The following is a 20192-nucleotide window of genomic DNA, read 5'->3' on the forward strand; positions in this document are numbered from 1 at the left end:
GTGAAAATGCGCTTCGATATAATGGTCATTGTGATGTTATTAACGAAATAAGGGATATTTTCCTTTATTTTCTTATCCGTCTGGCTTTTAAAGCCAAACTATCAATTGGAGGGATACATATGGCAGAACGTATGGTAGGTAAACAAGCTCCTCGTTTTGAAATGGAAGCAGTCCTTGCAAATAAGGAATTTGGCAAAGTTAGTCTTGAAGAAAACATGAAAAACGACAAATGGACGGTTCTTTTCTTCTATCCAATGGACTTTACTTTTGTCTGTCCGACAGAAATTACAGCGATGTCTGACCGTTATGACGAATTCGAAGATCTTGATGCTGAAGTGATCGGCGTTTCAACTGATACAATCCATACCCACTTGGCGTGGATCAACACAGACCGCAAAGAAAATGGTCTAGGTCAGCTGAAATATCCGCTTGCTGCTGATACTAACCATGAAGTATCCCGTGAATATGGCGTTTTAATTGAAGAAGAAGGCGTTGCACTTCGCGGATTGTTTATTATCAATCCTGAAGGCGAGCTACAATATCAAACGGTTTTCCATAACAATATCGGCCGTGACGTTGATGAAACGCTTCGAGTGCTGCAAGCACTTCAAACAGGCGGACTATGCCCGGCTAACTGGAAACCAGGTCAAAAAACACTTTAATTCTTTTTGAGAACGAAAGAAAAAGGTCTAACATTCGTTAGGCCTTTTTGACTCTTACTGCTCACTAGGAGGAAAAAGCGATGAAATTACGTCAGCCAATGCCTGAATTGACAGGAGAAAAAGCTTGGTTCAACGGTGAAGTAACAAAAGAACAACTGATTGGAGAAAAACCGACACTGATTCATTTCTGGTCTATCAGCTGTCATCTGTGCAAAGAAGCAATGCCGCAGGTGAATGAATTCCGTGACAAATATCAAGACAAGCTGAACGTTGTAGCTGTTCATATGCCTCGTTCCGAAGACGACCTGGATCTCGACAAAATCAAGGAAGTAGCTGCTGAACATGACATGACTCAGCCTATTTTTGTTGATAGCGACCACGCTTTAACCGACGCATTTGAAAACGAGTATGTGCCTGCGTACTATGTGTTTGATAAAACCGGCCAGCTTCGTCATTTTCAAGCGGGCGGAAGCGGCATGAAAATGCTTGAAAAACGTGTGAACCGCGTTCTGGCTGAAACAGAACAAGCAGCTGAATAATGTTGCGCAAATAAAAAAACCTGAGGTTATCAGGTTTTTTTTATTTACGGAAAAAAGGAAAAGAGTAAGAAGCTTATTTTTCCATATTTGGGTATAAGAAAACCCTTTGTTAATGACTTATCTTCTAAAAAAGAGACCCAATTTCTTATGTTTTTCTGCAAATTTAGATATTTTTCATATCTCAGAACGTGAAAATTGTAGATATTACACTAAATTTCATTAAAGAAGTAATTAAAAGATAGATTTTCAACATTATTCCAAATAATTGACATAAGCTTTAAACCCTTGTGGATAAAGAGGTCTGTTGAAAAATAAAACGTTTTCAGAAAATAAGGAATTTTTCATAGAGTAAATATAATAGTAAAATGCTAAAATAATAGTTGATAAAATTACTTTTGTAATCTAATATCTTAATTAAAGATGTTAATTCTGATAGGGGGTACATTGAGGAATGTTTAATGAAAGAGAAGCTTTGCGCTTGCGATTAGAACAATTAAATGAAGCTGAAGTGAAAGTCATTCGTGAATATCAAATTGAACGCGATAAAATATACGCAAAATTAAGAGAGCTGGACAGAAATGGAAGCCCTTCCGAAACGAAAAAGGAGTTCCGTTCTGAAAGAAAAACTGACTCTCTGCCAGTTCTCGCCGAGCTTGCAGCTCAGGAAATCAGAAGCTATCAGCCGCCATCACAGCAGCAGTCCGCCCAGCCTCAGCTTCAAACTATTTCCTCTCTTCCTGCCGGTATACCAGATGGAGCGACAAGAAGAAGAAGAGGAACGGCAAGACCGGGGTCAAAAGCAGCTAAACTGCGTGAAGCGGCTATTAAAACATTAAAACGCCACAACGCGGCAATTAAAAGTTCCGAACTTCAAAAAGAGATTGAAAAGGAAAGCGGTCTGGAAATTCCTAATATGACAACGTTTATGCAAAGCTTAATTAAAATGTATCCTGAAGTGAAAAAACCGTATCGTGGCCAGTACATTTTAGAGGGCGAAATCGAATCCGTTGAATCAACTGAATCAGCAACAGAATAAGCACACAGAAAAACTGCTTGAAGAGCTCAAGCAGTTTTTTTATTATTGGGTTTTTTTCGAGGAAGGTTTGTTTTCTTTTTCAAGATTAAGCTTATACACCCATTTTTGATAAGGTTTTTCTTCGGCGGCGCGGCTCTTCAGCTCTTCAATTTTATGATTGATAAGCTGGTCAGATGATTGGGCTCTGGTCAGCTGTTTTTGAAGCTCATTTACTTGTTTTGTGACATCTTCAAGGATGGTCTCTACATGACTTGACGGTGCGTAAACGGTTTGAGCTTCTTCTGCCGTTTTTTCTTTCTGTTTCGCGCCGCCATCAATATCGGCAAAATGAGAAGCAATCCAGGCATCACTTTCATCAAGCTGCCGTTTGTACGAAATAATAGTTTCTTGAAATAGTTTTTCTTTCGTTTTTTCTATTTCAAGCAGCCTTTCTTTCGTTTCTATGATTCGATCTTTCATATGATCTATTTCTATTTTGATATGTTTTAGCTGGTATTCTTTTTCTATCATTTGCTCTTTTAAGTGTCCGTTTTCGGCTTTTATCGTTTCGGCTTGCTGCTTTGCTTGAAACAATTGGTGCTGTTCTCGCTGGATAGAGGTATTAAGATGAATGATTTGTTTATGCAAATTTTTATTTTCTTCCTCAATTTTGATTTTTTCGATATGAAGCTTATGTTTTTCTTCAATTTCAGTTTTGCGTTTGTAGGTTTCCGCGGAAAGAAGCTCCTGCAAGGTGACGATTTTATCGAGTAGTTCGGCTCTCATTTGATGCAGTGTATGGCTCGTATGGGAGGCGTGTTTTTCTTTCATTGACATTTGCTTTAACTCAGCAGACAGCTGCTGAAGTTTTTCTTTCATATTGGTATTTTCTTTGAGCAGTTTGTTATTTTTCTGATGGAAGTAGCTTGCCTCAAGCTCGGAAATAAGTTTATGGCACCTTGACAGCTCTGATTTTAAATAAAGGTTCTCCTGTGACACGTCATGGAAAAAAGGACCTGATCTTTTCAAGCGAACCATCTCCCTCATGATGTTAACATTACAATATGCAAATACTGAACAGCTATTCCTCTTTAATAAACAGACAAGCATTGGCGTTGGAGCCTTGCTTTTGCTATGCTTTTGGTAACTAGAGGTGAGAGCATGAAGCATATAAATGTACTTTTAGCAGGAGGAGCCTCACGCCGATTTGGGGAGCCAAAGGCTTTTGTAAAATGGAAAGGCCACATGTTTTACGAGTGGGCTAAAAAGGCGCTTGGTGAGCAAGCGGTCATCATCAGCCGTCCCGAGTTTATCGATAGATTTCAAGAAAATGGCGAAACCGAAGTATATCAAGACGCGGAGCCGTTCCAGGGAATGGGCCCATTGGCTGGTATCTATACTGCTTTTGAAAAGACAGACGGTGACCTTTATACGATTCTATCCTGTGACACACCGTTAATACGTAGAAGGACGATGGCGGAACTCAGGCGCATGGTGACTGCCGATACGGACGCTGTCATCCCGATATCAGGCGGACGAGAGCAGCCATTGATAGCACTGTATCATAAAAGGATCATGCCTATTCTATATGAACAGCTATCCGAGAAAAAATTAAGAATATCAGATTTGTTAGACCGTATTTCAGTTCGTTACGTACAGGCAGAGGAAATCGCGGCAGTGCCGGAAGAGTTTATGAATATTAATACACGCGATGACTATAGGCGTTTGGAAGAATTCAAGACATTCTCCTGCTGGGACTGACGGGAGAAAAACATGGTATGATTGACATAAAAGATAAGGAGATCAGGTTTGATGGAGGAGCGTTATTCACGGCAAATCAGATTTAAGCAAATTGGAGAAGAGGGCCAGCAAAGACTGGCAGACAGCCGCGTGCTGATCGTAGGAGCAGGAGCGCTCGGAACAGCCGGAGCTGAAGGGCTTTCGAGAGCGGGAGTGGGAACCATCACCATCATTGACCGTGATTATGTAGAATGGAGCAATCTGCAAAGGCAGCAGCTCTATACAGAAAGCGATGCAGAACTCCGCATGCCGAAAGCTATGGCTGCCAAAGAACATTTATCCGCTATAAACAGCGGCATACATATTGAGGCATATGTTACAGAGGGGACGGCTGAAACACTTGAACCGCTGATTGAAAAAGCGGATATTGTTATCGATGCGACAGATAATTTTGAAACACGTATGCTTATCAACGATCTAGCTCAGAAAACAAAGACACCGTGGATTTATGGCGCATGTGTAAGCAGTCAAGGGATGTTCATGACGATCATACCGGGGGAGACACCTTGTTTGTCTTGTTTGTTTGAACAAATTCCTGTCGGCGGAGCGACGTGCGATACAGCGGGAATTATTCCCCCTGCGGTCCATATGGTTTCAGCCTATCAGCAGGCAGAAGCACTGAAACTGTTAACGGGAAACATAGAAACGATACAGCGCGGCTTTGTCACGTTTGATGTCTGGAACAATTCACATATGAAAATAAACGTTAGCGATGTACGAGTCGAAGATTGTCCGTCATGCGGCGCACACGCAGTTTATCCTTATCTTCAAGACTGGAACACGCCAAAAGCCGCTGTACTGTGCGGCCGTGATACAGTTCAAGTCAGATCAGAGTCATTAAAAAGAATACCGAAGCAGGAGCTCGTCAGTCGGCTGAAAACAATCGGCAAGGTAGAGGCCAATGCATTTTTGCTTCATATCTATTATGAACATTTTAGAATCGTCATTTTTAATGACGGACGGGCTCTGATTCACGGAACAAGTGATGTGAAAGAAGCCAATTCTGTGTTGGCAAGAGTAATCGGATTGTAACAACAGGAGGGTTCAGAATGCTTGAGAAAAGAACACCGATACCGGTAGATGAAGCTGTTCGGCGTGTCGGCCGATTTCAAAAACGAGGGGAAACAGAATGGGTGACACTTGAAAACAGCCTTCACCGATTTTTAGCTGAAGATGTAACGGCAGATCACCATGTGCCTGCATTTGACCGTTCGCCATATGACGGTTTTGCTGTCAGAGCATGCGATACGGCTGAAGCTTCACGCGAGCACCCTGTCCGCTTTGAGGTCATTGACCATATCGGAGCAGGGGCTGTATCTGAGAAAGAACTTGCTGCGTTTCAGGCAGTGCGAATCATGACAGGTGCGCAAATTCCAAAAGGCGCGGATGCCGTGGTCATGATTGAGCTGACTCAAACCTTTGAAGAGAATGGTCAGCCGTTTATGTCTTTAAAACGCCGCTTCCACCCAGGGGACAATATTTCAAAAACAGGCGAAGATGCTCGAAAAGGGAGCGTTTTAGTCAGAAAGGGCACTCGAATTACCCCGGGAGTAACAGCTCTTCTGGCAACCTTTGGATACGCTTCTGTGCCTGTCGTGAGAAAGCCTGTTGTTGGGATCATCGCAACCGGCACAGAATTGCTGAATGTCAGTGACCCGCTGGAGCCGGGGAAAATACGTAACAGCAACGCAAGTATGGTATATGCACAAGTCATTGAAGCGGGCGCTTCACCTCTTTACTTAGGGAAAATTTCCGATGATCTTGATCAAAGCTTTGCTGCGGTCAAAGAAGCAATGGAAAAGGTTGATTTTCTAATCACAACAGGCGGCGTGTCAGTTGGTGACTTTGACTTTTTGCCTGCAATCTATGAAAGACTCGGGGCGGAAGTGCTCTTTAATAAAGTTGCTATGCGTCCAGGAAGTGTAACGACTGTGGCTCATGCAAATGATATGCTGCTGTTTGGGCTGTCAGGTAATCCATCGGCATGCTATGTCGGTTTTGAACTGTTTGTAAAACCGATGATACGGACATGGCTGCTTCATGATAAACCGCATCCCATTTGCGCAGAAGCAGTTTTGACTAAGGACTTTCCTAAGCCAAATCCTTTTACCCGATTTGTACGTGCTTATGTACACCATCAGGAAGGAAAGCTGTTAGCGGCTCCCGTTGGATTGGATAAGTCAAGCTCTGTCACTTCACTTGCAGAGGCGAATGCGTTTATCATCCTGCCGGGCGGTACGAGAGGTTACGAATCGGGCAGAGCGGTTCACGTGCTGCTGATCAGAGAAGAGAATGGAAGTGAGTGGCCTTGGTCCGTCCTTTCCCAATCGTCCAAATTGTAGGGTTCCAAAACAGCGGAAAAACAACGTTGATAGAGCGTATACTTAAAAAAGCCGCACAACAGGGGCTGCATGCAGGCTGCTTGAAGCATCACGGTCATGGCGGCGAACCGGAAGTATTCACTGAAGGAAAAGACACTGACCGTTACCAAGCCGCAGGAGCTGATATAACAGCAGTAGAAGGAGCAGGTGTTTTACAGCTTACGGCCCGCCGTAAATGGGATCTCCCGCAGCTGATCGAGTTATATCGCTTTCTCGATATGGATTGCCTGCTCATAGAAGGCTTTAAAAAAGCTCCTTATCCTAAAGTCGTTATAGTACGAGATAAGGATGATCTGGCCAAACTGCAGGCAGTAAATATAATCGCAATCATGTACAGAGAAAAAGAACAAATGGCTTCACACCAAGGATTACCCGTTTTTCACGCGGATGATCCAGCAGGAGTTGATTATGTGCTTTCACAGCTGAAGGGGGAATCTGTGTAATGGGTCGATTTGAGATCACGAAAACACCCATCGTTACTGAAGATATCATAAAAAAGGTTGAGAAACGAAAAGCCGGAGCTATTACCACGTTTATCGGGACGGTTCGGGAGTGGACAAACGGAAAAAAAACAATCAGGCTGGAATATGAGGCTTATGAACCGATGGCTGTGCAGATGCTGGCCCAAATCGGGGCTGAAATAGAAGAGAAATGGAAAGGTGCCTCAGCTGCTATCACACACCGGATCGGTGTACTGGATATCGGCGAAGCGGCAGTTGTCATCGCTGTGTCTTCCCCCCATCGAAAAGCTGCTTATGAAGCCAATGAGTATGCAATCGAACGCATTAAACAAATAGTGCCTATTTGGAAAAAAGAAATTTGGGAAGACGGAGAGCAATGGATTGGTGACCAGCTTGAGACAACAGCTTATCCGAATGGAAAACCAGATCTAAGTGAGGGAGAGCAGCATGATTAAAATTCTTTTGTTTGCGGGACTTGCTGAAAAGGCCGGCACGTCAACGCTTGAAATTGATATGGAACAAGCAACAACCGATGATGTAAAAGCAGTATTAAAGGAACAATACGGACTTGAATCAATTGATACGGCTATGATTGCCGTAAATGAAAGCTACGTCAAAGAAAATACTTCTGTATCTTCCGGTGACACGGTGGCTGTTATTCCTCCTGTCAGCGGGGGATGAAAACCGGACGGCGATAAAGCCGTCCGGTTTTTGCGTTAGAAGCCATATCTCTCGTTTTTTGCATATCCTGCTCCTCATCCTGCATACAATGATTTTCTGTAAGCATTTATTTTACATAGTCCCACCATATAAAGTAAGAGACCATCTCCATCATTAGATTGAATTTTGAAAAATTAATAGAATTTTATTTCGGGAATCGATATAGTAAGGGTGAAAAAACTGGAAGGGTGCTGGATATGGAGACATTTAAAAGATTAAAATCATTTTATTGGCCGTACAGAAAGGTGTTTATGTGGTCGCTTCTGGCGATGTTTTTGATGACAGCGATAACGGTCGTTTATCCGATCATTCTTCAAATTACGATTGATGAGATCGTACTGGGGAGACAGTATCAGCTTGCAGTATGGGTCAGTCTGGGATTTATTGCGGTAATGGCTGTAAAAGGAACCGCCACTTTTTTTCATCAGTATTTAGGTGATATGTTTGGAATCAAATCTGTTTATCGGCTGAGAAATGGCCTGTATGGAAAACTGCAGAGGCTTTCTTTTTCTTACTATGACAATGCCAAAACAGGTGATTTGATGTCCAGGCTGACAGCCGATGTTGAGGGGCTTAGGTTTTTTTTATCCTATGGGCTTGCTGAGTTTATTCGATTCGGCTTGCTGGTTGCGATCAGCTTATCAGTCATGTTTTACTATTCGGTTCCTCTGACGTTGGTCACAATCGCTGCTTTGCCTTTTCTGGCGATCGCAGTATATCAATTTGACAAAAGAGTACACCCTGCCTTCCGAGGTATCAGAAAATCGTTTGCGAAGCTCAATACAAAGGTGCAGGAAAATATCAGCGGCATCAACACAGTTAAGTCACTATCAAGAGAAGATTTTCAAATTAGCACCTTTAATAAGGCAAATGCGGCCTACAGAACAACATATTTACAAACGTCATTCATCTGGTCTGCGTATTTTCCGCTGATGGAATTTATCGGCAATATTTGTATTGTGGCTCTTCTTTCATACGGCGGCTTTTTGGTCATGCAAAATCAGCTGAATCCGGGTGAGCTTGTCGCTTTCTTCAGTCTTGTCAGTTATATGATGTGGCCGATCATGAACTTAGGTTTTGTGATTAATATGTTTTCTCAGGCAAAAGCCTCAGGAGAGCGTCTGTTAGATATTCTTGATGAAGAGGAAGACATTAAAGACCATGATCATGCTTTACACCAGCCAAAGTTAACCGGAGATGTCTCATTCAAAGATGTGACTCTCGCATACAAAAATGAGCAAACGAACGCGCTTTCCAATGTAAGCTTTGAAGCCAACAGCGGAAAGATGATCGGACTTTTGGGCCCTACGGGATCTGGAAAAAGCTCAGTCACACAGCTCCTCACTAGATTTTACAGTCCGGCAGGCGGAATCATCACGATTGATCATAAACCTATCACAGATTATTCATTAAAAACCCTTCGCTCAAATATTGGAGTCGTACCTCAAGAATCATTCCTATTTTCATCTACTATTCGATCAAATATTTTATACGGGAAGCCGGATGCTTCGATGGAGGACGTTATAGCTGCGGCAAAAAGGGCTCAGGCTCACGAGTTTATTATGGAACTGCCTGACGGATATGACACCATGCTTGGAGAAAGGGGGATGGGGCTTTCAGGCGGCCAGAAGCAGCGGATTGCTATTGCCAGAGCCATCTGCTTAAATCCAAGCATTTTAATATTAGATGACGCTACAAGTGCAGTAGATATGCAAACGGAGCACAGCATACAGCTTGCGTTAAAAGATGTCATGAAAAACCGCACAACGTTTATCATCGCTCACCGCATTTCATCACTGAAACACGCAGATGAAATTCTCGTCTTCGATAAAGGCAGCATTCGTGAAAGAGGCACTCATCACGAGCTTCTTGCCAAAAACGGCTATTACAAAAAGATATACGATTTGCAATACCGGGATGCCAATATGATAAATGAGCCGCATCAGGTCGGATAGGGAGGAACATATGAAACAAGCAAAAAAACAGGGGATTTTGGAGCGTTTCTATTATTCTTCAGATGAAATCATTGAAAAACCGTTTAACTGGGCTCAAATGTGGCGGCTGTTAAGCTATGTCAAACCGTATCGAAAAACAATTCTGCCGCTTTCTTTTCTCACCGTTTTGATTGGGACTGCTGTGAAGCTTGTCATTCCCATTCTGATCGGTGTTTATGTTCTCGATCAAGCCATTACAGCAAAAAATTCGGAATTGCTGATGCAGCTGATGATTTTGATCAGTGTTTTATACGCAGTTAATTATGCAGCCAATATGCTAAGGATCAGATGGATGAACCAGCTTGGCCAGCATGTCATTTACGATTTGCGCCAGCATTTATTTACCCATGTGCAGCGCTTGTCCCATCGATTTTTCGATCAGAGATCGGCAGGGTCTATTCTCGTCAGAATTATGAATGACATTAACTCCCTTCAGGAGCTTTTCACAAGCGGCGTAATTAACTTATTAACAGATTTATTGCTTTTGGCGGGAGTCGTCATCATTTTATTCACGCTAAGTCCTGAACTGACCATAGCCATCATGGTGACTCTGCCGATTATGTTTTTTATTTCAACAAGTCTCAGAAAAAAAATCCGCCGTTCATGGCAAACGGTTCGCCTGAAGCAATCAAAGCTGAACTCCCACTTAAACGAAAGCATCCAAGGTATCCGCGTAACGCAGGCTTTCACGCAGGAACAAGAAAACATGACGTATTTTGACGGAGTCAATCAAGAAAACTATCGATCATGGCGGGAAGCAACAAGAAAAAATGCTGTGTTCCGTCCGCTGGTAGAAATGACAAATGCGATAGGAACAGCCGTATTAATATGGTATGGCGCCACACTCATCATGAACGAAACCATTACGATAGGTGTCTTCGTATCTTTTGCCTTCTATTTAGGCATGTTTTGGGAGCCTATTTCAAGATTAGGCCAGGTTTATAACCAATTGTTAATGGGGATGGCCTCGTCAGAGCGGATTTTTGAATTTTTAGATGAACAGCCGAACGTCAAGGAAAAACCGGAAGCCATTCATAAGAAAAATATAAAAGGCCATATCAGCTTCGAAGAGGTTGAATTTTCTTATGATGAAAAACGAAAGGCTCTTCATTCTGTCTCCTTTTCCATTCCTGCAGGCTCTACACTTGCACTTGTCGGACACACAGGGAGCGGGAAAACAACGATTGCCAATTTAATCAGCCGTTTTTATGATGCAACAGGAGGAACCATTAAAATAGACGGCATTCCGATAACAGACCTATCCCTTGCCAGTTTGCGCTCTCAAATCAGCATTGTGCTTCAAGACACGTTTATTTTCTCCGGAACGATTATGGAAAATATTCGCTTCGGAAGGCCGGATGCCTCAGACGAAGAAGTAATAAAAGCTGCTCAAGCAGTCGGAGCGGATGAGTTTATTTCTGGTTTAGCAGAAGGATACGAAACAGAGGTGGAAGAAAGGGGAAGCGTATTATCCGCCGGTCAGCGCCAGCTCATTTCCTTCGCAAGAGCGCTGCTCGCAGATCCTGCTATTATCATTCTTGACGAAGCCACGGCAAGCATTGATACAGAGACAGAGGTCAAAATCCAGCAGGCTTTAAAAACATTGCTGAAAGATCGTACAGCCGTCATGATTGCCCATAGACTGTCCACGATCCGCGACGCCGACCATATCATCGTTCTAGATCACGGCAGGAAAATAGAAGAGGGGAATCACGAACAGCTGCTTGGGAAAGGAGGTATTTACGCAGGACTGGTGAAATCGCAGTACAGCATCGCTGCAGAATAAAAGCCTTCAGTTTTAACATCAGGAAGGTCTTTTGTATGATTTGGATATTTTTTAAAAAATATGAAACTTTTTTTAGGTCCTTACGTATTATCAGCTAGATATGTTAAAGGAGGATTTATATGGAAGCAAATGTAGAAAAAAACGGTGGAGTAACAACTGAAAAGCCATCCCTTTTTGGCGTGATCACAAGTCCTGGAATTCAATTTGAGAGAATAAGAGAAAGGCCAGTTGTATGGGGCCCCCTCTTGATTGTTGCGGCAATCATCATAGTTGGTGCTGTATTGCAGGGGCTCGGAACGGATTATAGCGAGCTTCTGAAAAATACAAATACGAATGGATTAACAGCTGAACAGGTTGAAACTCTCGGAACGATGACCAAATACACTGGAATAATAGGTTCTATTCTTGGCGGAATTGCAGCTTTATTTATTGCGCCTCTCATTTATTGGCTCTGCGTGAAAATATCAGGAGGCGTAACGACGTATAAGAAAATGCTTTCTCTCGGTCTGTTTGTCTCTTTAATCAGCAGCTTAGGATTATTGGTTAATGGAATTGTAGCTTTTACAACTGATGCAAGTTCACTTTACAGCATGACATCACTTGCTGGAATTATTCATTCAGACATGCCTTTAGCAAGCGTATTAAATACATTTGAAATTTTCAGCATTTGGAGCTATGTATTATTAGCGATCGGTCTTCATAAAACGGGAGGCATCTCAAAAAAAGCAGGGTGGATATCCGTTATTATTCTTTTCGTCCTTTTGGTCGCATTTTCGTTTATTTCAGGATCAATAAGCTCTGTGGCAGGTGCATAATTAGATGAAAAAAGTCTGGATCGGAATTGGGATTGCAGCATTAGTCGCTCTTTTTATTGGAATTAATATTTACCGGTCTGCCGCTCCTGCAAGCGGCAGCGCCGGCCAGAAGGTGGAGACGGGAAGCCTCGAAGAAAAAAAGATATCGTCAACGGTTATGGTTCCAGGCACACTTAAATTTTCAGATGAACAATATGTGTTTTATGAAGCGGATAAAGGTACTCTGCACGACATTAAAGTGAAGGAAGGCGACAAAGTCAAAAAGGGTACGCCGTTAGTCACTTATTCGAATGAGCAGCTCAGTCTTGAAAAAGAACAAAATGAATTAACCGCTGAATCGAACCGGCTGCAAATCGATCAGATTCTAGAAAAGTTACAAGCGTTGGACAATAAAGAAAAAGAACTGACAAAACAGCTCGGAAAGAAAGAAGCAGAAAAACAAATTGAATCTGAGCGCACAGAGCTTGAAATGCAGGAAAAAACGGCTCAAATTGAATTAAAGCAAACTGAGCTTCAGCGGCAGTCGCTTGCTAATAAAATGTCAGATCTTCAAGTGAAAAGCGAGATCGATGGCACTGTAATTTCAGTCAACAAAGAAGCGGCATCAAAAAAATCAGATATTCAAGAACCTGTCATACATATTGGTAATCCTAAAAACCTTGTTGTTTCAGGGAAATTATCTGAATACGATACACTTAAAGTCAAAAAAGGCCAAAAGGTCACACTCACTTCAGATGTCATTCAGGATAAAACATGGAGAGGGACAGTTTCCGCTGTCGGGCTGGTGCCGGATCAGCAGGAAAACGCCGCGGCAGCAGCTGGCACAGATCAGGCGGTTCAATACCCGCTTCAAGTTAAAATAAAAGGCGATCTTCCAGAAGGAAAGCCGGGTTTTAAATTCATTATGAATATTGAGACGGATAAGCGGAAAACCAATACGCTTCCTTCTAAGGCAGTTAAAAAAGAAGATGATCAATATTACGTGTATACAGTAAAGGATGGGAAAGCCAAGCGAGTCGATGTCAAAATCGGTGAAGTAACAGACGACGTAACGGAAATCAAAGAAGGAATTTCTAAGGATGACCAAGTCATTTTAAATCCTGCTGATGATTTGGCTGACGGAACGGATGTGAAAGCATAAATGATTCAGCTTTCTAAAGTGCGAAAAAGCTACCAGATCGGCAGAGAAACGTTTGATGTTCTTCATTCGATTGATTTGAACATCAATCAAGGGGAATACGTTTCGATCATGGGGCCGTCAGGATCGGGAAAATCAACGATTATGAATATTATCGGCTGTCTGGATCGTCCGACTTCCGGTATATATAAGCTGGACGGCGAAGACATCTCTTCTTATAAAGACAAAGAACTGGCCGCGGTCCGCAACAAATCCATCGGTTTTGTCTTTCAGCAATTCCAGCTTCTCCCGCGGCTAAACGCTAAAAAAAATGTCGAGCTGCCAATGATTTATTCCGGTATTGGAAAAAAAGAACGCCAAGAGAGAGCTGAAAGAGCCTTAGAAAAGGTCGGATTAGCCGATCGAATGCTTCATATGCCGAATGAGTTATCCGGCGGCCAGAAGCAGCGTGTGGCCATTGCAAGGGCAATCGTCAATGAACCAAAATTAATTTTGGCGGATGAACCGACGGGCGCGTTGGATACAAAAACAAGTGCATCGATTATGGACCAATTTACAGCGTTAAACGACGAGGGAACAACAATTGTACTTGTTACCCACGAGCCTGAAGTTGCAGATTGCACGAACCGGGTCATCATGGTGCGAGATGGAGAAATTGTTCCTCCGGGCTCCGGACAAAGGAGCGTGGGAGAATGAGTCTGTTAGAAAACATCAGAATGGCTTTGAGCTCTGTTCTTGCACATAAAATGCGTTCCATTTTAACGATGCTCGGAATCATCATTGGTGTTGGCTCTGTTATTGTTGTCGTTGCTGTAGGGCAGGGCGGCGAGCAGATGCTTAAGCAGTCCATCAGCGGTCCGGGGAATACGGTTGAACTATACTACATGCCGAGTGACGAAGAGCTTGCAAGCAATCCGAACGCCGTAACGGAGTCAACTTTCACAGAAAACGATATTAGCGGATTAAAAGAGATTGATGGGATAAGACAAGTGGTTGCATCCACTTCTGAAAGCATGAAGGCGCGTTATCATGAGGAAGAAACCGATGTAACCATTAACGGAATCAACGACGGATATATGAATGTGAATTCCTTAGAAATAGAAAGCGGGAGAACCTTTACTGATAATGACTTTCTTGCAGGAAAAAGGGCGGGCATTATATCACAAAAAATGGCCGAAGAGCTGTTTGATAAATCCTCTCCTCTCGGTGAAGTTGTCTGGATAAACGGACAGCCTGTTGAAATTATCGGTGTACTGAAGAAGGAAACAGGTTTGCTGTCTTTCGGACTAAGTGAAATGTATGTGCCGTTTAATATGATGAAATCGTCTTTTGGTACAAGTGACTTCAGTAATGTGTCATTGCAGGTCGAATCGGCTGATGATATAAAATCTATCGGAAAAGAAGCGGCACAGCTGATGAATGACAATCACGGCACTGAGGATTCATATCAAGTAATGAACATGGAAGAGATTGCAGCAGGAATTGGAAAGATCACAACAATCATGACCACAATTATCGGCTCAATTGCAGGCATATCGCTTGTAGTCGGCGGAATAGGTGTCATGAATATTATGCTTGTGTCAGTGACAGAACGAACGCGGGAAATCGGAATTCGTAAGTCTCTCGGAGCGACTAGAGGACAAATTTTGACCCAGTTTTTAATTGAATCTGTGGTATTAACGCTCATCGGCGGACTAATTGGGATCGGGATCGGATATGGAGGGGCCGCGCTGGTTTCTGCCATCGCCGGCTGGCCGTCATTAGTATCCTGGCAGGTCGTATGCGTAGGCGTGCTGTTCAGTATGCTTATTGGCGTAGTGTTTGGAATGCTTCCTGCAAATAAAGCTGCTAAGCTCGATCCGATTGAAGCGCTGCGTTACGAGTAACCTCATGCATATGCATGAGGTTTTTTAATGCTTGGTGTTTTTTACTATGAATATAAAAGACTTTTTACATTAAGATAAGGAGAAAAAGTCATACAATTGTCCTTGTTTTTGTCGAATTTACAGTTTACAAACCCTATATACATACGTTAATATGAAGAAACGTGAAAGATTTTGATAGTTATTGAATGAATTTGAATGATTTCAGTTGCCTATTGTAAAAAAAGCGTTTACAATGAAATTGTATTCAAAATGAATACGTTTTCATTAGGAGGTGAAGCATGCTAACTCCTGAAAGATATCAATTGATTATTGATCAAATAGAAAAGCATGATGTGGTAAAGATTCAAGAGCTCATAAATCTAACAAATGCTTCTGAATCAACAATCAGAAGAGATTTATCGACGCTTGAAGAACGCGGTTTTTTAAAGCGTGTTCACGGGGGAGCTGCCAAGCTTTCCGATATCAGACTTGAACCCGATATGCTTGAAAAATCATCCAAAAACCTTCAAGACAAATTGAAGATTGCTGAAAAAGCCGCTTCACTTTTGGAGGATGGGGATTGCATTTATCTCGATGCGGGCACGACGACTTTGCACATGATTGATTTTATGGATAAAAGCAAAGATATCGTTGTGGTCACGAATGGGGTTATGCACATCGACGCATTGATAAGGAAAGAAATATCTTTTTATCTGCTTGGAGGATATGTAAAGCACAGAACAGGCGCGGTTATCGGGGGCACTTCACTGATTGCCATGGATCAGTACAGATTCGATAAGAGTTTTCTGGGGGCAAACGGTGTGCATACAGAGGCTGGCTTCACAACGCCTGACCCTGATGAAGCCCTTTTGAAAACGAAGGCTGTCAAACAGGCAAAACACGCTTACGTCTTAGCGGACCCTTCGAAATTTGGAGAAATTTCATTTTCGGCATTTGCCGGCATAGGCGACGCAACAATCATTACGACTGACGCTGAAGAGCTTACATTCGATAATTACCAAGAAAAAACTGTCGTAAAGGTAGTGAAACCATGATTTATACTGTAACACTTAATCCATCTGTCGATTATATTGTTCACGTTGAAGATTTTACTGTAGGAGGCCTGAACCGTTCCGCATATGATACAAAGTATCCAGGGGGAAAAGGCATCAACGTATCGAGACTGCTGAAAAGACATCATGTTCAGTCAAAAGCGCTCGGATTTGTCGGCGGATTTACAGGAGAATATATCAAAACATTTTTGCGGGAGGAAAATCTGGAAACAGCTTTTTCTGAAGTAAAAGAAGATACCCGCATCAATGTAAAACTGAAAACTGGTGATGAAACGGAAATTAACGGTCAGGGACCAACGATTTCAGACGAAGATTTCAATGCCTTTTTAGAACAGTTTACATCTTTGCAAGAGGGGGATATTGTCGTTCTTGCTGGCAGCATTCCATCTTCACTGCCTCAAGATACCTATGAAAAAATCGCAGAGGCTTGCAAACGGCAGAACGCGCGTGTTGTGTTAGATATCTCTGGCGAAGCGCTTATGAAAGCAACAGAAATGAAACCGTTTTTGATGAAGCCAAACCATCACGAGCTTGGTGAAATGTTCGGAACGACGATTTCATCTGTTGAAGAAGCTGTTCCTTATGGGAAAAAGCTTGTAGAACAAGGCGCTGAGCATGTAATCGTATCCATGGCCGGTGACGGAGCGCTTCTGTTTACAAAGGATGCCGTCTACTTTGCAAACGTACCAAAGGGGAAATTGGTAAACTCTGTCGGAGCAGGAGATTCTGTCGTTGCAGGTTTTCTTGCCGGTGTTTCCAAGCAGCTGCCGCTTGAAGAGGCATTCCGCTTAGGAGTTACATCAGGCAGCGCTACCGCGTTTTCTGAGGAACTTGGTACAGAAGAATTTGTCCAGCAGCTTCTTCCTGAAGTTAAGGTCACACGTCTATAGAGGAGGAAACAAAAGTGAAAATAACTGAGCTTTTAACGAAGCATACGATAAAGCTTAATATTGAAAGCAAAGAAAAAGAAAACGTTATTGACGAGATGGTCACAGTTCTTGATAAGGCTGGTAAATTAAATGACAGACAAGCCTACAAAGAAGCCATTTTAAATCGTGAAAGCCAAAGTTCAACGGGTATCGGTGAAGGAATCGCTATTCCGCATGCAAAAACGGCAAGCGTTATCAACCCGGCGATTGCCTTTGGGCGTTCAAAAGACGGTGTCGATTATGAATCACTAGACGGCCAGCCGGCTCACTTGGTCTTCATGATTGCAGCGACTGAAGGCGCAAACAACACCCACCTTGAAGCACTGTCAAGACTGTCTACACTGTTAATGCGTGAAGAAATTCGCAAACAGATGCTTGAAGCTGAATCAGAAGACGCAATTATTGACATTATCAATCAGCATGATAAAGATGATGATGAAGAGGAAGAAGAAGAAGAAACGGCACCAGCACCAGCCGGAAAAGGCAAAATTCTAGCGGTCACAGCTTGTCCGACAGGTATCGCCCATACTTTCATGGCAGCGGATGCCCTTAAAGAAAAAGCAAAAGAGCTTGGTGTTGAGATTAAGGTTGAAACAAATGGATCAAGCGGTATTAAGCACAAGCTAACTGCCCAAGAAATTGAAGATGCACCTGCAATCATTGTCGCAGCGGACAAGCAGGTTGAAATGGAGCGCTTCAAAGGCAAACGCGTGCTTCAAGTTCCGGTAACGGCAGGCATCAGACGCCCGCAAGAGCTTATCGAAAAAGCGGTGAACCAAGACGCACCGATTTATCAAGGCAGCGGCGGCGGCTCTTCTGCTCAGAGTGATGAGAATGAAGCAAAAGGCAGCTCCGGCGGTATTGGAAACGCGTTTTATAAGCACCTTATGAGCGGTGTCAGCAACATGCTTCCATTCGTAGTGGGCGGCGGTATACTCGTTGCAATTTCATTCTTCTGGGGGATCCATTCTTCAGATCCGAATGATCCTAGCTACAATACGTTTGCTGCAGCATTGAACTTTATCGGCGGCGACAACGCATTAAAACTGATTGTTGCAGTTCTGGCCGGTTTTATTGCGATGAGTATTGCAGATCGTCCGGGATTTGCTCCTGGTATGGTCGGCGGGTTTATGGCCACTCAAGCGAATGCGGGATTCTTAGGCGGCCTGATTGCCGGATTCCTTGCTGGTTATGTCGTAATTTTATTGAAAAAAGTATTTGTGTTTATCCCTCAGTCACTTGATGGATTGAAGCCTGTATTGATTTATCCGCTGTTTGGTATTTTTATCACTGGCGTATTAATGCAATTTGTAATCAATACACCTGTGGCAGCATTTATGAATTTCTTAACAGACTGGCTTCAAAGCCTTGGTACAGGAAACCTGGTGTTAATGGGTATTATTTTAGGCGGTATGATGGCGATCGACATGGGCGGTCCGCTTAATAAAGCAGCCTTCACGTTCGGTATCGCGATGATTGATGCAGGCAACTATGCGCCTCATGCAGCGATCATGGCCGGCGGTATGGTTCCTCCATTAGGTATCGCACTTGCAACAACAATTTTCAGAAACAAGTTCTCTCAGCGTGACCGTGAAGCAGGTATTACGTGCTACTTCATGGGTGCGGCTTTCGTAACAGAAGGCGCAATCCCGTTTGCTGCGGCTGATCCGCTTCGTGTCATTCCAGCTGCTGTGGTCGGTGCAGCGGTTGCCGGCGGATTAACTGAATTCTTCCGTGTAACCCTTCCTGCACCTCACGGAGGCATATTCGTAGCCTTTATTACAAACCATCCGCTCCTTTACTTATTAAGTATTGTAATTGGTGCTGTGGTTATGGCGATTATCCTAGGTATCGTGAAAAAACCTGTAACTGAAAAATAAGGAAAAAAGCGTCCTGTTACTAAAGGACGCTTTTTCTCTATCTTCTTGCAGCAGCGCGGTTAAGTTATGTATTTTATAATAAATTATGATAAAGTAAAAGAAGGGAAACAACTGATATAGCAATCGTCTAGGAGGAAACACTTTGACCGAAGAAAATCAAATAAAAACTGAAAAAGCGGGGAAGAAAAAAACCAATACGTATTGGGAATGGGGAAAAGCGATTGTCATTGCTGTCCTGCTGGCACTCATTATCCGCCACTTCCTATTTGAACCGTATTTAGTCGAAGGTTCATCTATGTATCCCACTTTACATGACGGCGAAAGGCTGTTTGTCAATAAAACGGTACACTATATCGGTGAGCTGAAGCGGGGAGATATCGTCATTATCAATGGCGAGACTTCAAAAATCCATTACGTCAAACGATTGATCGGTAAGCCTGGAGAAACCGTGGAAATGAAGGATGACACGCTTTATATAAACGGAAAAAAAGTTGACGAGCCTTATTTGTCTAAAAACAAAAAAGAGGCAGAAAAGCTTGGTGTCAGTCTTACAGGCGACTTTGGCCCGGTGAAAGTACCGAAAGGCAAATATTTCGTCATGGGGGATAACCGGCTAAACTCCATGGACAGCAGAAATGGCCTCGGACTGATTGCGGAAGATCGGATTGTGGGTACGTCGAAGTTTGTATTTTTCCCGTTTAATGAAATGCGCCAAACCAAATAAAAACGCCTTGCTGGCCTTTGGACAGCAGGCGTTTTTTAATTGGAAAAAGAAGCTACCAATGCAATGCATAATACAGTGACAAATACTGAACCGATAATGGCCAGCACACTGAAGAAAAGGTGCACTTGTTTGTTCTCTTTGCCGCGTTTTTCTAATAATCGTTTAGAGAAGATATGTGAGAAGATATAAATCAGGGCGATCCCGATATATAAGCCGATATCTTTGGCGGTAAAGCCAGTTACGGCAAGATAAAAGCCTGTAAAAAAGATCAATAAGCAATATTCAGTCAGTGTTAAAAGCCTCAATGTGTTCCTCCGAGTAAGAATGTATGATTTTCCATCTGGATGCATCCTCTTTGCCTTCAATTGTACCACAGCTTCTCCCTTTTAGTGTAGAAGTGTTTCTGCCTG

21 protein-coding genes are annotated in these 20192 nt (G+C 42.9%); 19 read left to right on the forward strand and 2 right to left on the reverse strand.

Going from position 1 to position 20192, the window contains the following annotated elements; all coding sequences use genetic code 11:
- Positions 1-119 precede the first annotated feature (119 nt).
- The 3 genes from ahpA (at position 120) to rok (ending at position 2237) form a co-directional block, all read left to right on the forward strand.
- Positions 120-662: a biofilm-specific peroxidase AhpA gene (gene ahpA / locus HC660_RS07785; protein ID WP_010334066.1), complete on the forward strand. Its 543-nt coding sequence runs from the start codon at positions 120-122 to the stop codon at positions 660-662.
- A gap of 80 nt (positions 663-742) precedes the next feature.
- Entirely contained in the window at positions 743-1201 is a 459-nt protein-coding gene (ykuV, locus tag HC660_RS07790; protein WP_010334067.1) for a thiol-disulfide oxidoreductase YkuV, read from the forward strand.
- 451 nt (positions 1202-1652) lie between these two features.
- The gene (gene rok / locus HC660_RS07795) at positions 1653-2237 is read left to right on the forward strand and encodes a transcriptional regulator Rok (RefSeq protein WP_010334068.1); all 585 of its coding nucleotides are present in this window, start codon (positions 1653-1655) and stop codon (positions 2235-2237) included.
- A gap of 42 nt (positions 2238-2279) precedes the next feature.
- Here rok and HC660_RS07800 read toward each other — a convergent pair whose 3' ends face one another.
- Positions 2280-3245, reverse strand: a complete 966-nt coding sequence (locus tag HC660_RS07800; protein WP_168747652.1) for a coiled-coil domain-containing protein — start codon at positions 3243-3245, stop codon at positions 2280-2282.
- Between the two features lie 132 nt (positions 3246-3377).
- Here HC660_RS07800 and HC660_RS07805 point away from each other — a divergent pair, with 132 nt between their 5' ends.
- The 16 genes from HC660_RS07805 to sipT all read left to right on the forward strand — a co-directional run bounded on the left by HC660_RS07805 (position 3378) and on the right by sipT (position 19782).
- Positions 3378-3977, forward strand: a complete 600-nt coding sequence (locus HC660_RS07805) for a molybdenum cofactor guanylyltransferase (RefSeq protein ID WP_168747654.1) — start codon at positions 3378-3380, stop codon at positions 3975-3977.
- A 51-nt stretch (positions 3978-4028) separates the two neighbouring features.
- Positions 4029-5048, forward strand: a complete 1020-nt coding sequence (locus tag HC660_RS07810; protein WP_168747656.1) for a MoeB/ThiF family adenylyltransferase — start codon at positions 4029-4031, stop codon at positions 5046-5048.
- 17 nt (positions 5049-5065) lie between these two features.
- A complete protein-coding gene (locus tag HC660_RS07815; RefSeq protein ID WP_168747658.1) occupies positions 5066-6358 on the forward strand; it encodes a molybdopterin molybdotransferase MoeA in 1293 nt (430 codons plus the stop codon).
- On the forward strand, positions 6319-6840 hold the full coding sequence (mobB, locus tag HC660_RS07820; protein ID WP_168747660.1) for a molybdopterin-guanine dinucleotide biosynthesis protein B: 522 nt from the start codon (positions 6319-6321) through the stop codon (positions 6838-6840). Before HC660_RS07815 ends, mobB begins: the two co-directional genes overlap by 40 nt.
- A complete protein-coding gene (locus HC660_RS07825) occupies positions 6840-7313 on the forward strand; it encodes a molybdenum cofactor biosynthesis protein MoaE (RefSeq protein WP_168747661.1) in 474 nt (157 codons plus the stop codon). The genes mobB and HC660_RS07825 overlap by 1 nt, the downstream gene beginning before the upstream one ends.
- The gene (gene moaD, locus HC660_RS07830) at positions 7306-7539 is read left to right on the forward strand and encodes a molybdopterin converting factor subunit 1 (RefSeq protein ID WP_010334075.1); all 234 of its coding nucleotides are present in this window, start codon (positions 7306-7308) and stop codon (positions 7537-7539) included. The genes HC660_RS07825 and moaD overlap by 8 nt, the downstream gene beginning before the upstream one ends.
- A 236-nt stretch (positions 7540-7775) precedes the next feature.
- Positions 7776-9533: an ABC transporter ATP-binding protein gene (locus tag HC660_RS07835; protein WP_168747662.1), complete on the forward strand. Its 1758-nt coding sequence runs from the start codon at positions 7776-7778 to the stop codon at positions 9531-9533.
- A 10-nt stretch (positions 9534-9543) separates the two neighbouring features.
- Positions 9544-11358 carry an ABC transporter ATP-binding protein gene (locus HC660_RS07840; RefSeq protein WP_168747664.1) on the forward strand — a complete coding sequence of 605 codons (1815 nt, stop codon included), beginning with the start codon at positions 9544-9546 and terminating at the stop codon, positions 11356-11358.
- A 119-nt stretch (positions 11359-11477) separates the two neighbouring features.
- Entirely contained in the window at positions 11478-12173 is a 696-nt protein-coding gene (yknW, locus tag HC660_RS07845; protein ID WP_168747665.1) for a YknW family membrane protein, read from the forward strand.
- Positions 12174-12177: 4 nt separating this feature from the next.
- Positions 12178-13314: an efflux RND transporter periplasmic adaptor subunit gene (locus HC660_RS07850; RefSeq protein WP_168747667.1), complete on the forward strand. Its 1137-nt coding sequence runs from the start codon at positions 12178-12180 to the stop codon at positions 13312-13314.
- Positions 13315-14007: an ABC transporter ATP-binding protein gene (locus tag HC660_RS07855; protein WP_168747669.1), complete on the forward strand. Its 693-nt coding sequence runs from the start codon at positions 13315-13317 to the stop codon at positions 14005-14007. It begins immediately after the preceding gene.
- Entirely contained in the window at positions 14004-15197 is a 1194-nt protein-coding gene (locus HC660_RS07860) for an ABC transporter permease (RefSeq protein ID WP_168747670.1), read from the forward strand. Before HC660_RS07855 ends, HC660_RS07860 begins: the two co-directional genes overlap by 4 nt.
- Positions 15198-15475: 278 nt before the next feature.
- Positions 15476-16231 (forward strand): DeoR/GlpR family DNA-binding transcription regulator, encoded by a 756-nt coding sequence (locus HC660_RS07865; protein ID WP_168747671.1) that lies wholly within the window; start codon positions 15476-15478, stop codon positions 16229-16231.
- The gene (pfkB, locus tag HC660_RS07870) at positions 16228-17139 is read left to right on the forward strand and encodes a 1-phosphofructokinase (RefSeq protein WP_010334084.1); all 912 of its coding nucleotides are present in this window, start codon (positions 16228-16230) and stop codon (positions 17137-17139) included. Before HC660_RS07865 ends, pfkB begins: the two co-directional genes overlap by 4 nt.
- 14 nt (positions 17140-17153) lie before the next feature.
- Positions 17154-19058, forward strand: coding sequence for a PTS fructose transporter subunit IIABC (locus HC660_RS07875; protein WP_168747673.1), 1905 nt, complete (start codon positions 17154-17156; stop codon positions 19056-19058).
- Positions 19059-19200: 142 nt separating this feature from the next.
- A complete protein-coding gene (sipT, locus tag HC660_RS07880) occupies positions 19201-19782 on the forward strand; it encodes a signal peptidase I sipT (protein ID WP_029441233.1) in 582 nt (193 codons plus the stop codon).
- Positions 19783-19817: 35 nt separating this feature from the next.
- Here the strand turns inward: sipT and HC660_RS07885 are convergent, their stop codons facing one another.
- Positions 19818-20087: a hypothetical protein gene (locus HC660_RS07885; RefSeq protein WP_010334087.1), complete on the reverse strand. Its 270-nt coding sequence runs from the start codon at positions 20085-20087 to the stop codon at positions 19818-19820.
- Positions 20088-20192 lie beyond the last annotated feature (105 nt).

It is taken from the genome of Bacillus mojavensis (assembly GCF_012648005.1).
Classification (GTDB): domain Bacteria; phylum Bacillota; class Bacilli; order Bacillales; family Bacillaceae; genus Bacillus; species Bacillus mojavensis.

Coding starts and splice junctions, on each gene's coding strand:
- HC660_RS07810 (WP_168747656.1), top strand. CDS start 4,029: ATGGAGGAGCGTTATTCACGGCAAATCAGATTTAAGCAAATTGGAGAA.
- HC660_RS07815 (WP_168747658.1), top strand. CDS start 5,066: ATGCTTGAGAAAAGAACACCGATACCGGTAGATGAAGCTGTTCGGCGT.
- moaD (WP_010334075.1), top strand. CDS start 7,306: ATGATTAAAATTCTTTTGTTTGCGGGACTTGCTGAAAAGGCCGGCACG.
- HC660_RS07835 (WP_168747662.1), top strand. CDS start 7,776: ATGGAGACATTTAAAAGATTAAAATCATTTTATTGGCCGTACAGAAAG.
- HC660_RS07825 (WP_168747661.1), top strand. CDS start 6,840: ATGGGTCGATTTGAGATCACGAAAACACCCATCGTTACTGAAGATATC.
- HC660_RS07850 (WP_168747667.1), top strand. CDS start 12,178: ATGAAAAAAGTCTGGATCGGAATTGGGATTGCAGCATTAGTCGCTCTT.
- HC660_RS07855 (WP_168747669.1), top strand. CDS start 13,315: ATGATTCAGCTTTCTAAAGTGCGAAAAAGCTACCAGATCGGCAGAGAA.
- pfkB (WP_010334084.1), top strand. CDS start 16,228: ATGATTTATACTGTAACACTTAATCCATCTGTCGATTATATTGTTCAC.
- rok (WP_010334068.1), top strand. CDS start 1,653: ATGTTTAATGAAAGAGAAGCTTTGCGCTTGCGATTAGAACAATTAAAT.
- HC660_RS07840 (WP_168747664.1), top strand. CDS start 9,544: ATGAAACAAGCAAAAAAACAGGGGATTTTGGAGCGTTTCTATTATTCT.
- HC660_RS07860 (WP_168747670.1), top strand. CDS start 14,004: ATGAGTCTGTTAGAAAACATCAGAATGGCTTTGAGCTCTGTTCTTGCA.
- HC660_RS07865 (WP_168747671.1), top strand. CDS start 15,476: ATGCTAACTCCTGAAAGATATCAATTGATTATTGATCAAATAGAAAAG.
- yknW (WP_168747665.1), top strand. CDS start 11,478: ATGGAAGCAAATGTAGAAAAAAACGGTGGAGTAACAACTGAAAAGCCA.
- ahpA (WP_010334066.1), top strand. CDS start 120: ATGGCAGAACGTATGGTAGGTAAACAAGCTCCTCGTTTTGAAATGGAA.
- ykuV (WP_010334067.1), top strand. CDS start 743: ATGAAATTACGTCAGCCAATGCCTGAATTGACAGGAGAAAAAGCTTGG.
- HC660_RS07805 (WP_168747654.1), top strand. CDS start 3,378: ATGAAGCATATAAATGTACTTTTAGCAGGAGGAGCCTCACGCCGATTT.